A 14,647-nucleotide genomic window follows, 5' to 3' on the forward strand; every position below is an offset into this window, starting at 1 on the left:
GGTACCCTACGCCTCAGACTTCTTGGCGTAGATAAACCAGTAGCCGAGCGCGACCAGAACCGCACCGCCCACGATGTTGCCCAACGTGGCGGCGGACAGGTTAAACGCAATGCCCGCGGCGTTGAGCGCATCGGCGCCGGCGACGTCGGCACCATAGCCGCACGCGTGCATCACGGCACCCATGGGCAAAAAATACATATTGGCAACGCAGTGCTCAAAACCGCAGGCCACAAAGGCGGCGATGGGCAGCAGAATGCCCACGACCTTATCGACCACGGTCTTGCCGGCGGTACCGATCCACACGGCCAGGCACACAAAGATGTTACACAGGATGCCGCGGAAGAAGATCGTCAGCCAGTCGATCGTCACCTTGCCGGCGGCGACACTCACCATGGAATTGGCGACCGCCTCGCCGTTGAGCTTGTAAACGCCGGCCATGTACACCAAAAAGACGATGAACAAGGCACCGGCAAAGTTGCCAAGCCATACAACGACCCAAGCCTTGAGCATCTGGACCAGGGTGATCTTTTTGCTCTTGAGCGCGCAGACCATAAGCGAATTACCGGTGAACAACTCGGCGCCACACACCAGCACCAGCACCAGGCCCAGGCAAAAGCACAGGCCGCCCACGACGCGCTGGGCACCCCAGCCCAGCGTGCTGTCGCTCAAAAACACCGTAAAGAACAGACCGCCGAAGGCGATAAACGCACCGGCGAACATTGCCAACAGAAAGGCCTGAGCGACCGGCAGGTTAGCCTTAGTCACGCCGGCGGCCTCGGTCTTGGCCTCGATCGCGGCGGGCGCCAGGCAATCGGGAGCAGGGTACTCCACCTTGGAATCTGCCATGTCAATCACTTCTTTCCTAATCACCAGGGACAAGCGCTGCTACAGCTCCTGTCCCAAGCGGACAAAGTGGGAAAAGTCGTTGGCGGCCACGGCGTCGTGCACGGCGTCAACGGCGTCAAAGACTTCCGGGGACATGGGGTTGTAGAACTCCGTGTCGCCCGGCTGAATCCCTATGAAGAAGATATCATCGCACGATTGCTCGATTTCTTCGGTCAGAATCGACAAAGGGAGCGAATGCGTGGTGAACATCGACTTGCGGGCTACGTCGCGTTTGTCGAGCAGGCGGATGGTGCCACCTGCTGAGCATGCAGGCCAAAGTCGTCGTCAAACACCGAGATGCCGGCCTTGGCCGACCCGCGAAAACCGCGCTCGTCGAGCAGCGCATCGCAGGCCTCGAGTAGCGACGGCACGTGCCAACCATAATCTGCCAGATAATAGCCGGCGTTTCTTGGCCGAGCAATCTCAACCTGAAGCTCAGGTGCAAGTTGCGGTGAAATACGGACTACATGGGCTATAAAAGCCGGAAAACAGTCCGTATTTCACCGCAACTTAGAAGGGGATGTGGGATCCACGGCAGGTATATGAAAATGCTCTGCTTCCAAAAGGAAGCAGAGCCATTCATCAATCTTATGGAGCGGGCGACGGGAAGTCCAAGGGTTTGCTTCGCAAACCCTTGTTTCGCTGCGGGCCATTGGCCCTTACGTGCTGCGCTGGAAAATGCTCACGCATTTTCTCAGCTTCGCACCCTGCCGGGTTCGATTCCCGTCGCCCGGCACGCTTATGAAAACGGCTCTGGCACCAAATGGAGCCAAAGCCGTTAAAACTATCCTATGGAGCGGGCGACGGGAATCGAACCCGCGTCATCAGCTTGGAAGGCTGGGGTTCTACCATTGAACTACGCCCGCAAGATATGGTCGGGACGACAGGATTTGAACCTGCGACATCCTGCTCCCAAAGCAGGCGCGCTACCAAACTGCGCCACGTCCCGAAGGTGTTGAGCAGCTAAGGTCTAAACCTTGCGTGTCCCAAAGCGAAGGAAATTATAGGGGAGACTTCCCGCTTGTGCAAGCGACGATACCCTAGCTCCTCGAATGTGCGACAAACTGGCTATGGAGCAGACCAATCACAAACGCCACAACGGCGGCCGGCGCCCACGCGGCTCCAATGTCTGCAAACGGCAGTGCATCGAACGGCAGCCACGCGCCCGCAAAGAACGCGTCGCGGACCGAGGTGATTACGCTCTGCACCGCGACAACGCCGCCGACCCAGACCCACACCTGCGGATGCGCGTCGCAAAAGCCGTGCACCAGGCCCATAAGCACCAGCACGATGGCAACGGGATACAAGGCGTTGAGCATGGGCACCGAGAACATGAGGATCGCGTCGAGGCCCACGTTGGAGAGCACGCAAGAAAACGCCGCGAACACAAAGGCGAGAACCGCAAAGGGACGGCGCATAGCCTCCTCGGAAGCCTCCGCTCCCCCTTCGACCACATACGTCTCGCAGAAGTAGCGCGAGCAGCAGCTGATGAGGCCGATGCACACGTTCATGCAGGCGAGGAAAAAGATCGCAAAGACCACGATCGTGCCGGCAAGACCAAAGTGTATGGAGGCAGAGCGGGCAAGGATGGCGGCGCCGTTGGTGGCATCGGGCACAACCGTGCCGAGCTGCATGCCGGCAAGCGCCAGGCCGCAGTAGATGATGGCCATGAGCACGCCGGCGATCACACCGGAACGTGAAATCTCGAAGGCCACGCGCTTGTCATCGGTCACGCCCAGCTCGTGGATGGTCTCGGCGATGATAATGCCAAAGGCGAGCGAAGCGAGCAGGTCCATGGTTTGATAGCCGGTCAAAAAGCCCTGCACGGCGGCGCCCGCATCGTAGGGAGCCTGAGGCGCGGCAGCCGGTCCCAACGGCGAGACCACGGCGGCACCCACGACCAGCACGATGAGCGCAATGAGCGCGGGGCCCGTAATACGGCCGAGCACGCGCGTGATAACGCCCGGACGCAGCGTGAGCGCAAACGCGACGATAAAGAAGCCAACGGCAAACACCAGACGTGCCGTGCCGAGCGAGACGCCCTCCGGCAGCAGCGGCACCAGCATCTCGAAGGCCGTGGAGCTCGTGCGCGGAATAGCCAGGCACGGGCCGATGGCTAGATACACCGCCGCAACGAAGAATTCTCCAAATTTAGGATGCACACGCCCGGCCAGCTCGCGCGCCGTTCCGGCAAGCGCCACGGCGATAAAGCCCATGACGGGCAGACCGATGGCGGCGATGAGAAAGCCGAGCATGGCGAGCGGCGTGGCAGAGCCTGCCTGCAGCGCCAGCAGCGGCGGAATGATGAGGTTGCCGGCGCCAAAGAGCATCGAGAACAGGGCGATGCCGACGGTAACGACATGGTCGGAGCGCAGGCCGCGCGGGGCGGATGAGGCCATGGGACCACCTTTCGGGTCGAAACAAAAACGGGACGGGCAAAAGACCCGTCCCGCAAGTATATACGCTCTAGCAGGCTAAATCGCGGAGCGCGTCAATCGCGGTGTCGACTTCCCCGTCCGTGTTGAAATACCCAAACGAGAAACGAACGACACCCTGACGCTCAGTCCCGAGCGCGCGGTGCATGAGCGGGGCACAATGGGCGCCGGGGCGCGTCGCAATCCCCCACCCCTGCATGAGCGCATCCGAAATCTGGGCAGAGTCGATATCGCCCACGTTGAGTGAGACGATCGCCGAGCGCACGGGCTGGTCAAAGGCACCGTAAAGCTTAATCCCCGGAATCTCGCGCACGCCGGCAAGGAAGCGCTCTGCAAGCAAGCGCTCATGCGCCGCAATCGCCTCGACCCCGCCTTGTGCCTCGATAAAGTCGAGGCCGGCAGAAAGGCCCGCGATACCGTGACCGTTGAGCGTGCCCGCCTCAAGGCGCGTGGGCCACTCAAGCGGCTGCAGTTCATCGAAGCTGTGTACACCGGTGCCGCCCATGGCCCAGGGCGCCACGTCGACGCCCTCTGCCACGGCCAGGCCGCCGGTCCCCTGCGGACCCATAAGCCCCTTGTGACCGGTAAAGCACACGACATCGAGCCCCATGGCGTGCATATCGATATGCGCCGTACCGGCAGACCGCGAGGCATCGACGATCACCAGCGCACCTGCCGCATGGGCCATGGCCGCTACGCGCGCGATGTCGACCGCGTTGCCGGTCACATTGGAGGCGTGCGTCACCACCACAGCACGCGTGTCCGGCGTAACCAACCGCTCGAGCTCGTCGTAGTCGAGCGCGCCGTTCGCGTCGCAGCCCGCACGCTCAACCGCCACACCCTGTTCCGCCGCCAGGCGATTGAGCGGGCGTAACACCGAGTTGTGCTCGAGCACCGTCGTGACCACACGGTCGCCGGGGCGCACCACGCCACAGATGGCGGTGTTGAGCGCAGCCGTGGAGTTGGGCGTAAAGCACACATGGTCCGCTCTGGGGCAACCCAAAAGGCGCGCGAGCTTGGCACGGCAACCGTGAATCGTACGAGCCGCGTCGAGCGCACCCGACGTCGCGCCGCGCCCGGCATTGCCGAGCGAGCACATCGCCTGCGTCACGGCATCGATGACCGTCTGCGGCTTATGCATGGTCGTCGCCGCATTATCCAGATAGATCATCGCACGACCTCCCACATGTCAATCACCGTAAAGCCCTCGGTGGGAACACCAGCTGCGGCAAGCTCGGCGCGCAGCAGCTCCTCATCGGCAGGCAGCGCCTTCCACGCCAAGCCGCAGCCGGCAGCGACCTCCCCGGGCACGGGAATCGTGCGCCCGGGAAGGCCGCGCTCGATGCATAGGGTCTCGCAGCCCATGGCGGCCGCCGTGGTGGGAAACGTGATGACAAGCGCCGGGCGCTTCTCCCTCATGGCAACTCCAACCAATACGCTACGGGCGCACGACGCGCACGGCCTGCTCCATCTTCTCCACGATCACGTACATGTTGGTGACCTCGCCCACCGCAAGCTGGTCTTTGATGCCAAAGTGGTCCAGGCAGGTACCGCAGGTGAGAATCTCGACGCCCTGCTCGGCCAGGCCCTTCAGGTCGTCGAGTACCGGAGAGCCCTCGACGGTGAGCTTGGCGCCGCCGTTGTAGAACAGCATGGTCGCGGGCAGCTCCTCCTGCTGCGTCACGGCAAAGATAAACGCCTTCATGAGCTTGTGGCCCAGCTCGTCGTCGCCGCGGCCCATGCAGTCGGTGTAGACGGAAATGACGAGCTTGCCCTTGCCGGCGCTGGCATCACAGAAGGCAGCGCCATCCTGCTCGGGATCAGCCACGGCAACGGCGCCAGAGGTCGCCACGGTCACGTGCCACTCGGCGTCAGAAACCTTCTCGACCGAGGCCGTGCAGCCCTTCTCCTGCGCCATCTTGGAGATGTTCTTGACGGCGGTCTCGTTATCGACCGAGGTCACGACAACACCCTCGCCATCGAGCTGCTTGAGCGCCTTAAGCGTCTTGACGACGGGCAGCGGGCAGGCGTCGCCCATGGCATTGACTTCAATCTTGGTAGACATAGCATTTCCTTTCGAAAGAACCGTTCTAGAGAACGGTAAACAGTTACATAAATGTGCGGGCTAGCGGACAACGTGGACGGCAGGACCGCCCGGCACCGGCTCGCACACGCGGCCGACGACGGCGGCAACGCGCCCCTCGGCATGCAGACGGCGCGCAAGCTCATCCACATCGGCAGCAGGCGCCGCGATAAGCAGGCCGCCCGAGGTCTGCGGATCGTACAGCGCGTCGAGCATCCCCGGCTCCAGACCATCGTCAACTGCCACGCGCGGGCCAAAGAAGTCCTGGTTGCGGTAGGCGCCGGCAGGGATAATGCCAAGGCGTGCCATGTCGAGCACCTGGTCAAAGAGCGGCACCGCCCCCGACACAAGCTCAATCTGCACGCCCGAGCCCTCGGCCATCTCGCACGCATGTCCGATCAGGCCAAAGCCCGTGATGTCGGTGCAGCCATGAAGCTCGAGGTCCTCGGCCAGACGAATCGGAGCCTCGTTGAGGGTCCGCATCGAGTCAAACATGGCTGCGGCCTCGTCCTGTTCGATGAGCTCGCCCTTAATGGCCGTAGTGATGATGCCCGAGCCGATCGCCTTGGTCAGCAGCAGAACATCGCCCACGCGTGCGCCGCTGTTGGCGAGCATACGGTCAAGCGCGACAAAGCCACTCACGGACAGGCCGTACTTGGGCTCGTCGTCGTTGATGGTGTGGCCGCCCGCGATGGCACAGCAGGCCTCGACGCACTTGTCGGCGCCGCCCGCCAGAATCTGGCCGGCAACCTCAACGCCCAGGCAACTGGGTATGCAAAGCAGGTTCATGGCATGGCTCGGCCGTCCGCCCATGGCGTATATGTCCGACAGCGAGTTTGCCGCGGCGATCTGGCCAAACAGGAACGGGTCGTCGACCATCGGTGGGAAGAAGTCGATGGACTGCACGAGGCCCAAGTTATCGCCAACGCGGAAGACGCTCGCATCGTCGGAGGTATCGAACCCCACGAGCAGGTTGTCGTTATGCACATTGGGTAAGTCGCCCAGGACCTGGGCGAGGGCTCCAGGAGCCAACTTAGCGGCTCAACCGCTCGCGGCAGTCATCTGCGTGAGCTTCATGAGATCGTCAGCCATCGATACCTCCTCTCATCGGTCAATCAGTTCCTCCCAGTATACGCATGACGGCGCCGAGAGCGGGCAATCTATCGCACCGGCCCCCTACGCGAGCGCCTGGGCTCGAATGGCCGCGCCGATGGCACCGGCAAAGCGGGCCTGGGGCGAGGTGGTGACTGGCGAGCCCACCAATGCGCCAAGACGCTCGACGACATAGGCGTTTTCGCACAGACCACCGGTCAGATAGTACGGGGCGCCCGTGGCTTGCGAGGCCATGGTCGCCACACGCGACACGACGTTCTCGATCACGCCACGCGCAATGTTCTCGCGCGGCTCGCCGCGGCCGATCAGACTAATGACCTCGCTCTCGGCAAACACCGTGCACATGCTGCTGATCTTGGTGGGCTCGCCGGAACGCGCCAGGTCGGACATCTGCTGCTGGGTAATGCCCAGGCGGTCGGCCATGATCTCCAAAAAGCGCCCCGTACCGGCGGCGCACTTGTCGTTCATGGCGAACTTTGCCACGCGGCCGCCCTTGATCGTAATGACCTTGGTATCCTGGCCGCCCACGTCAATCACCGTGCCATGGTCTCCAAAAAGACGCACGGCACCGGTACCGTGGCAGGTAATCTCGGTCACAACCTTGTGCGCATAGGGCACGGCGACACGACCATATCCGGTCGCGACCACGCGCACATCGTCGGCAGCCACGTCATAGGCAGCCGCGGCAAGCTCGCCACGCAGACGCTCGGCCGCATCGACCGACGAGAACCCGGTTGGCTGCACGCACGTCCACGCCACCAAACCCTCCCCATCGACCACAGCGGCCTTAGCCGCCGTAGACCCGATATCGATCCCGATCCCTATCATGGCTCTCTCCTAATCTAAACATCAAAGGTAGCGGCGCGTTCAGGCGCCTTAGCTCTAGGTTTCTCAGGTGCCGGAGATTACCCCGAAAGAGGAGCGCAGCGTACTTTGGGTACGCAAGCGACGGTTTGAGGGGCAAGATCCGGTACCTGAGGAAGCTAGAGGGTTTCGATGAAGGCGGCGATGCGCGTCTCGATCTGGCCCATGTCGCCATTGCTGTAATCGGTCTCGATCTTCATATACGGAATGCCTGCGCCCTCAACAGCCTCCTGCATGCGTGCACTCTCCACGTTAAAGGTGTGACAAGCCTGCAGCACGCTCTCCACCACACCATCGACGTGGTACTTCTCGCACATGGCCAGCGTGCTCTCCATACGACCGTCGTTGGGCGTCATGGCCGAGCAGTTGATGTCCAGGTAGCGGTCGGCGATGGCGCGCAGAATGTCGGGTGCATCCGGGTCGATCATCATGGCCGCCGTGCGCTCACCCGAGCAGTCGTCCATGCACACGACCACGCCGCCGTTGGACTCGATGGTGCGACCGATCTTGTTGATCACGCCGCCCACCGGGCAGCCGGTGATCAGAATGCGCTTGGCATCCGCCGCGACCGGGCGCTCGCCCGCGTCATAGGCCTCGCGCAGCTTGGCAACCTTTTGCTCCAACTGCTGCGTATAGGCCTCGATATCAAAGCTGAACGTACCGGCAAACATGGTGCTCATCAGGTCGACGCCGCTCATGGCCGCCGGCTGATTGGCCTGCAGCGCAAACATGTCGAGCTGGGCCGCACGCAAGCGGTTGCGACGACGGACGGCAGCGCGCAGGTCATCGTCGGTAATCGTGATACCGTAGAAGCCCTCGAGCTCCTCCTTGAGCAGGCGGCACTCCTCGTACCAGCCTTCACGCTCGTAGGCGCGATCGCGACCCTGCGGAAGATGCAGAATGTGCGTGCGCTTGAGCTCCCCCAGCAGCTCGTACATCTTCTTCTTGCCGTCACAGGTGGTCTCGCCGATGATCATGTCGCTAAAGAACGTAAACGGGCACTTTTGCGAGTAGGCAAAGCCGTACGTCGACTTGATGAGCGGACATAGATTTGCCGGCAGCACCTTCTCGGCCTCGGGAATCACCTCGTCGGACGTACCGCACAGAGCCACGCTTGCAGCCCCCGCGGCATCGATAATCTCGAGCGGCGTATAGCTGCACAAAAAGCCGACCAGGCGATTGCCGGCCTGCTTGTAATCCTTGACGCGAACAAACGCCGCCTTGCGCTGCTCGTTGAATTCCTCAAACGTGCTGGGCAGCTTAACCTCTTCGATCGCTTCAGTCATAACGGTTCCCCTCTCGAACCAAAAACGGATAACAGCGGTATCGATGCACGACGGACGGCGATTGCCCGGCCGTGCTCAAACCCGGAATTATGGGGAACCTGCTTTGCAGCTGATTATTTAGTTGTGCGTCGTCTCTCCCGGAGCCGTGAACATACCTGCTCATATGCGGCTCCGAGCCATATATAGGGCACGCGCGGCAACGCGGCGAATGTATGTCGTCTGCGGCATGTGCGCACCCTCCTTAACCAGTTGAGGTCAACTATATCAACGGTCATCGACCATGCGAGCACCGTTGACATTCGTACGACAACGTCGTGTGTCGCCGTTTAATAAATTATTATCTTGATTGATAAGAGTTTGTCATCCCTCATTCGGCGAACGGCAAGGCAAAGCCACCGAGGCTTATATCCCCGACGGCATTACCCGGCGCTATCGACAGACCAAATGGATCCTACTGGCATCAAAATGCATGCGCAGCGTCTCGCCTGCTTGCGGTAGCTCGTCGACAGGCACGCTCACCTTGTTGACCTTCCACTGCAGGCGCGTGGGCGCATCGACGCGCGGTACGTCCAGCAGCACCAGGCGCTCAAAACGCGAATCGCTCACTCGGGCCACGTGCAAATCATAGCTGTTGCGGCCCCGCTCGGCACGGTTGTCAACATGGAAGTAACTTGCGCGAATGCCCAGGTACGCCACATTATCGGGAACCTCGCGACCCACGTTAAAGGTCATGCCCCAATCGAGCGCCTCAACTTCTTCATCGCCGATCTTGCGCGCCCGGCTTGTGTTCTTGCAGCCCGTCAAGCGCAGCGCCGCCAGCGTCTGCGGACGGCGGACCACGTCCTCGACAGAACCGATCTCCTCGACGCGCCCGTTATGCATCACGCAGATGCGCTGGCAGAGGCGGCACGCTTCGTCGATGTCGTGGCTCACGTAGAGCACGGTGCGGTTGCAGACATCGAACAAGTCGAGCATGTTCTGCTCGAGGGCGCTCTTAAGATAGGAATCAAGCGCGCTCATGGGCTCGTCGAACATAAAGATGCCCGGATGCGCCGCCACCATGCGGGCGAGCGCCACGCGTTGCTGCTGCCCGCCCGAAAGGCGCGCGGGGTAGCGGTCGGCAAAATCGGCCAGGCCGAAAATGCCCAGATAGCGCTCCGCCAACCTTTTGCGCGCCGCGGCGTCGCCCGCGTCCTTTACACCGGCACATACGTTATCGGCCACCGTCATGTTGGGAAACAGCTGATAGTTTTGGAACAGCAGGGCACACTTGCGCTCCTGGGGCGACAGGTTGATGCCCGCCGCCGAGTCAAAAAAGGTCATGCCGTTGACGACGATCTTGCCCTCGTCGGGCGTCTCCACGCCGGCGATGCAGCGAAGTGTGCAGCTCTTGCCGCAACCCGAGGCGCCCAACAGCGCCACACGCTCCTCGCCGGCCTCGAGCTGCATGTCGAGGGTAAAGCCGGGATAGCGCTTTTTGATATCCAAAACGAGCGACATGGCCTATCGACCTCCCCGCGGCGCCGCATCATCGCGCATGAGCTCGGCCAGCGCCTCGCGATCGATACGCAAGGCATCGCCGCCCACCGGATCGAGCGAATCGCCCCGTCCGGCGAGATCTTTGGCCTGCTTGCGCTCCGCACGGGAAAGGCCCCGCTCGCGATACTTTTGCGAATGAGCGGTGTACATATTGATGAACAGAATGACCAGGAAACTGAACATGATCACGACGATGACCCAAAAGAGCGCCACCGACGTGTTGCCGCCCATCCATTCAAAGTAAATGGCGATGGGAATGGTCTGCGTAATACCGGCGTAGTTGCCCGCAAAGAACAGGGTGCAGCCAAACTCTCCCATCGCGCGGGCAAAGGCGAGGACCGTACCGGCGGCAATAGAAGGCCACCCAAGGGGCATCATAAGCTTGGCAAAGATACGGCGTTCGGACCATCCCAGCGTGCGCGCCGCATCGAGCATCTGCGTGTCGAGGCTCTCGAAGGCTCCGAGTGCCGTACGATAGACGAGCGGGAACGACACCACCACGGCAGATATCACCGCCGCCGGCCACGTAAAGACGATCGAGATGCCGTGCGCGATAAGCCACTGGCCCACCCCGGTCGAGCGACCAAACAGCATGAGGAGCAGAAAGCCGCAGACCGTGGGCGGCAATACCATAGGAATCGTAAAAACCGAATCGAGCAGGCCCTTGATGCGACTCGAGGTACCCATAGTCTTCCACGCGGCGAACAGCCCCAGCGCAAAGGAGATCAGCAGGGCAAGGCCGCTCGTTTTTATGGACACCCAAAACGGGCGATAATCGATGTCGCCCAAAAAGGAGGCCAGAGAGGTCAAGGGCCCCCGCTCATCCCGCAACACGACAGACGACGCTTCTACCATCTGAGCGCTATCAAGCCAACGCGCGCCGCCCTTGGCATCACCCGAGGCTGATGCAATCACCACATAGCGGTCCCCATCCGCACCGCGCTCGTCAAAGCCATAGGTATACCCGCCGGCATCAAAAGTTGTTTCCGCCGTGACATACCAAGGAAGATCCACGTCCCCTAGCTGCGCACCTCCCATGCAGTTTGAGCTGTCGAGCTTACAGACGAGGTCCTTGAGACCCGATACGCACTCGTTGTCCTGCGGATCCAATCCATACTTCTCGACCGCCTTAGGCGATATCCACGCCACAACGCGATCGGCAGCGGGCGCCACCACAAGGTCCACGTCCTCGTCAACGGGAAACCGATAGCCCTCAGGCTGCCCCTCCATGGCACGAGCGGTCCCCTTGGCCAACCGCTCAAAACCCTCGATCCCATAGGAAAGCCCATGAGCGGTCGCAGCAACCTGGGCCCCGTCCTCAGCGTCCCCAGCAAACGCAAATCCCGGCACCCAGCAAAGCGCGATGGTCAAAGCACAGGCGACAAGCATGCGGAATCTATTAAGCACAAAAAGCTCCAAGCGAATACAAGGACGGAGTGAAACACAAAACGATGGAATTATCGCGCCAAGCCGCACTACGCGGAAAGCTCAAAGCCGTACTTAGCCCAAATCTTCTGGGCTTTCTTGTTGGTCAGGCAGAAGTCGATGAACACCTTGGCCTCGTCGGCGTGCTCGGAGCTCTCGGCGACAGCGCCGGGATACACGATGGTCTTGTGCGAGTCCTCGGGGCACACGAAGGCCTCCTCGATGCCGTCGTAGCGGAAGATATCGGAGCTGTAGACAAAACCGGCCACGCAGTCGCCCGTAGAGACGTAAGACGCGGCGGTGCCGACCTTGTCGGCCAGAGCCACCTTGTCGGCGAGATCGGGCGCATACTCGCCGTCGTCGCCCTCGGTGCCGGTGTAGAGGCCCACAGAAGCCAGGGCCTGGTTGGCGTACTTGCCAGCGGGAACGGTCTTGGCGTCGCCAATGGCGATCTTGCCGTCCAGATTCGCGACGTCGGCGATGGCCTCGACCTTGGTGTCGGAGCCCTCGGCGCGAATGATCACGAGGTCGTTGACGAACATGTCCTCACGCGTGTCGGCGTCGACGAGCTCGGCGGCCTCGGCGTCGTCCATGGTGCCCTTGGAGGCCGTGATGAGTACGTCGGCGGCGGCACCGGCGCGCATCTGTTCGACAAGGTCGCCAGACGCCTTAAACTGCGTGTCGGCAAACGTGGTGCCAGTCTGGTCGGTATAGAGCTTCTGAACCTCGGGCAAGGCCTTCTCGAGCGAGTTGGCAGCAAAGACCTGCAGCTCGACAGCCTTCTTGGACGAAATCTTGGCGGAGCCGGCATCGGAGCCAGTCGGCCCAGACGTCTTGCTGCCGGAGCAGCCAGCAAGCCCAAGGCCGGCTGCGGCGACAGCGGAAAGTGAAACGAACCCGCGGCGAGAAACCGTATCGAACATGTTCAACCCTTTCGAAGGCTACGCCCGGGCACCCCGCCGCAAGCTTTATTCTGTTACTAGATTATACTTTTGCGCGAATAGTGTTTGTGATAAATATTTCTCGTCTAATAATTTTCCTTTACCGATAACCACGAGACGGCCCGCACTGTCGCTGCATAAAAAAGGCGGAGCAGCCCGTAAGGTCACTCCGCCGCAGGTAATGCGCTTATTTGGCGTGCCCGCCCCCCGCCGTCATTTGAGCTGCGTGCTCCAGCTGGTCGCTCACAGCCTCCCAGCTTTCGCGGGCCGCTTTCGTTGATCCCGGAAAGTTGATGACAAGCGTATGCCCACGCTGCATGCACACGGCGCGCGAAAGCATAGCGCGGCGCGTCTTGGTCATGGAGTACGCACGGATTGCCTCTGCAATACCCGGTACATCGCGGTCGCAGACGGCACGCGTCGCCTCGGGCGTCACGTCGCGCATCGAAAGGCCCGTGCCGCCGCAGGTGAGCACGACATTGGCGTGGCACTCATCGGCCGCTTCCACAATGGCATCACCGATCTCGCTGACGTCGTCGCGCACGACCACATGCGAGGCGACCGCCCAGCCCTGCGCCGCGATGAGCTCCTCGAGCGCAGCACCCGCCTCGTCCTGGGCAAGATCGCGCGTATCCGAGCACGTCACAATCGAAATCTTCAACTCCATAGCGTTCCTCCTATAGCACCGTGCCCTCAGGCAAGTCGACACGCACGACATCCACGACGTCGCCCGCCCTGAGGTCACACGGGCCTTCGTCAATACGCAGCAGGCAGTTGGCCCGCTGCATCGTGCCGAGCAGCGCCGAATTCTGCGTCTTGGCCTCGGTCACCAACAGCTCACCGGTCTCGGGGTCGCGCAAAACCGTGGCACGATCGAAGAAGCGGCGATGCTGCCGCTTCTTCACGCCGTGTGTGAGCTTCGCCTGCTGCACGGGACGCACGCCCTCGGCAAAGCCGCGCATCTTGCGGATCGCCGGGCGGGCGAGCATCTCAAAGCCCACATACGCCGCCGCGGGATTGCCCGAAAGTCCCAAATATGGCTTGCCCCCCAGCAGGCCAAACGTGATGGCCTTGCCGGGACGCATCGAGATGCGGTCGAACAGCACCTCGCCCTCGCGCCGAACGAGCGCCGTCACATAGTCGTAATCACCCGCAGAGGCGCCACCACTCGTAATGACAAAATCGCACTCCTGCGCGGCGCGATGCGCCAGCTCGGCAATCGCCCGCTCATCATCGGGCGCAATGCCGTAGAACACGGGCTCGGCTCCTGCATCGAGCGCCTCGGCCATCAACGCCGACGAGTTGGAGTCGCGAATCTGCCCGCGCGCCGGCACGTTACTCGGTGCGACCAGTTCCGTCCCCAGCGAGATAATGCCCACGCGCGGCGCGGCATGCACCTTCACGCTCGCATACCCGGCGCTCGCCAGCAAGCCGGCGCCCGCCGGAGCCACAACCTCTCCAGCGTACATCACGACGTCGCCAGTATGCGCTTCCTCAGCAGCCGATCGAACGTTCTCCCCCACCTTGGCCGGCGCCGAGAATCTCACACGCGAACCCTCGTTGCCGTCACCGTCGAGCACATCGACGATCTCGTACTTCACCACGGCATCGGCACCTTCGGGTACCGGCGCGCCCGTCATGATACGAACCGTGTCGCCCGCGCCGATTGCGCCCTCAAAGACATGGCCCGCCGCCTCGTGCCCCACGACAGAAAGCGTCACGGGCGCATCGGTGGACGCTTTGGCGAGGTCGACGGCGCGTACGGCATATCCGTCCATAGCGCTGTTAGCAAACGGCGAAATGTCGATATCGGCCACCGCGTCCTCGGCCAAGGGAAGACCGGCGGCCTGCCACACGGGAATCTCGACGAGATCGGTCGGAGCAACGTGCGACAGAACAATCGACTGCGCGTCCTCCAGCGGAATGAGTTTCTCTGCCATATGCACCTCTTAATGCCACAGCGCACAACGGGGGCGCCAATTCTTTATGCTTGTCTCAGTATAATCCCCTGCCGCACGACGGCGAAACGACCCACGTTCTCGAATACATCTGTCGGCCGCAAGCCGCGAAACAGAA

15 protein-coding genes and 2 tRNA genes are annotated in these 14,647 nt (G+C 61.9%); all 17 read right to left on the reverse strand.

Going from position 1 to position 14,647, the window contains the following annotated elements:
* Positions 1-6 precede the first annotated feature (6 nt).
* On the reverse strand, positions 7-846 hold the full coding sequence (locus ACTQXM_RS03320) for a formate/nitrite transporter family protein (RefSeq protein WP_441068074.1): 840 nt from the start codon (positions 844-846) through the stop codon (positions 7-9).
* A gap of 39 nt (positions 847-885) precedes the next feature.
* Complete coding sequence (locus tag ACTQXM_RS03325; protein WP_441536934.1) at positions 886-1,095, reverse strand: hypothetical protein; 210 nt, start codon at positions 1,093-1,095, stop codon at positions 886-888.
* Between the two features lie 11 nt (positions 1,096-1,106).
* The gene (locus tag ACTQXM_RS03330; protein ID WP_427747744.1) at positions 1,107-1,256 is read right to left on the reverse strand and encodes a hypothetical protein; all 150 of its coding nucleotides are present in this window, start codon (positions 1,254-1,256) and stop codon (positions 1,107-1,109) included.
* Between the two features lie 421 nt (positions 1,257-1,677).
* Positions 1,678-1,751 (reverse strand) — tRNA-Gly (locus ACTQXM_RS03335).
* Positions 1,752-1,757: 6 nt separating this feature from the next.
* Positions 1,758-1,834 (reverse strand) — tRNA-Pro (locus ACTQXM_RS03340).
* Positions 1,835-1,925: 91 nt separating this feature from the next.
* Positions 1,926-3,284 (reverse strand): branched-chain amino acid transport system II carrier protein, encoded by a 1,359-nt coding sequence (gene brnQ, locus ACTQXM_RS03345; protein ID WP_441536933.1) that lies wholly within the window; start codon positions 3,282-3,284, stop codon positions 1,926-1,928.
* Between the two features lie 67 nt (positions 3,285-3,351).
* Complete coding sequence (locus tag ACTQXM_RS03350; protein WP_441536932.1) at positions 3,352-4,491, reverse strand: aminotransferase class V-fold PLP-dependent enzyme; 1,140 nt, start codon at positions 4,489-4,491, stop codon at positions 3,352-3,354.
* Positions 4,488-4,739, reverse strand: a complete 252-nt coding sequence (locus ACTQXM_RS03355; protein WP_427795782.1) for a DUF3343 domain-containing protein — start codon at positions 4,737-4,739, stop codon at positions 4,488-4,490. The genes ACTQXM_RS03350 and ACTQXM_RS03355 overlap by 4 nt, the downstream gene beginning before the upstream one ends.
* 19 nt (positions 4,740-4,758) lie before the next feature.
* Positions 4,759-5,385: a sulfurtransferase-like selenium metabolism protein YedF gene (yedF, locus tag ACTQXM_RS03360; RefSeq protein ID WP_441536931.1), complete on the reverse strand. Its 627-nt coding sequence runs from the start codon at positions 5,383-5,385 to the stop codon at positions 4,759-4,761.
* A gap of 60 nt (positions 5,386-5,445) precedes the next feature.
* Positions 5,446-6,495, reverse strand: coding sequence for a selenide, water dikinase SelD (gene selD, locus ACTQXM_RS03365; protein WP_427795784.1), 1,050 nt, complete (start codon positions 6,493-6,495; stop codon positions 5,446-5,448).
* An 84-nt stretch (positions 6,496-6,579) separates the two neighbouring features.
* Positions 6,580-7,344: an acyl-CoA dehydratase activase gene (locus ACTQXM_RS03370; protein ID WP_441536930.1), complete on the reverse strand. Its 765-nt coding sequence runs from the start codon at positions 7,342-7,344 to the stop codon at positions 6,580-6,582.
* 155 nt (positions 7,345-7,499) lie between these two features.
* Complete coding sequence (locus ACTQXM_RS03375) at positions 7,500-8,666, reverse strand: double-cubane-cluster-containing anaerobic reductase (RefSeq protein ID WP_441536929.1); 1,167 nt, start codon at positions 8,664-8,666, stop codon at positions 7,500-7,502.
* 429 nt (positions 8,667-9,095) lie between these two features.
* The gene (locus ACTQXM_RS03380; RefSeq protein ID WP_441536928.1) at positions 9,096-10,166 is read right to left on the reverse strand and encodes a sulfate/molybdate ABC transporter ATP-binding protein; all 1,071 of its coding nucleotides are present in this window, start codon (positions 10,164-10,166) and stop codon (positions 9,096-9,098) included.
* Between the two features lie 3 nt (positions 10,167-10,169).
* Complete coding sequence (gene modB / locus ACTQXM_RS03385) at positions 10,170-11,612, reverse strand: molybdate ABC transporter permease subunit (protein ID WP_441536927.1); 1,443 nt, start codon at positions 11,610-11,612, stop codon at positions 10,170-10,172.
* A gap of 68 nt (positions 11,613-11,680) precedes the next feature.
* The gene (modA, locus tag ACTQXM_RS03390; RefSeq protein WP_441536926.1) at positions 11,681-12,553 is read right to left on the reverse strand and encodes a molybdate ABC transporter substrate-binding protein; all 873 of its coding nucleotides are present in this window, start codon (positions 12,551-12,553) and stop codon (positions 11,681-11,683) included.
* A 205-nt stretch (positions 12,554-12,758) separates the two neighbouring features.
* Positions 12,759-13,238, reverse strand: coding sequence for a MogA/MoaB family molybdenum cofactor biosynthesis protein (locus ACTQXM_RS03395; RefSeq protein ID WP_441536925.1), 480 nt, complete (start codon positions 13,236-13,238; stop codon positions 12,759-12,761).
* Between the two features lie 10 nt (positions 13,239-13,248).
* Entirely contained in the window at positions 13,249-14,511 is a 1,263-nt protein-coding gene (locus ACTQXM_RS03400) for a molybdopterin molybdotransferase MoeA (protein WP_441536924.1), read from the reverse strand.
* Positions 14,512-14,647 lie beyond the last annotated feature (136 nt).

It is taken from the genome of Collinsella sp. LCP19S3_D3, from assembly GCF_052121455.1.
GTDB lineage: Bacteria > Actinomycetota > Coriobacteriia > Coriobacteriales > Coriobacteriaceae > Collinsella.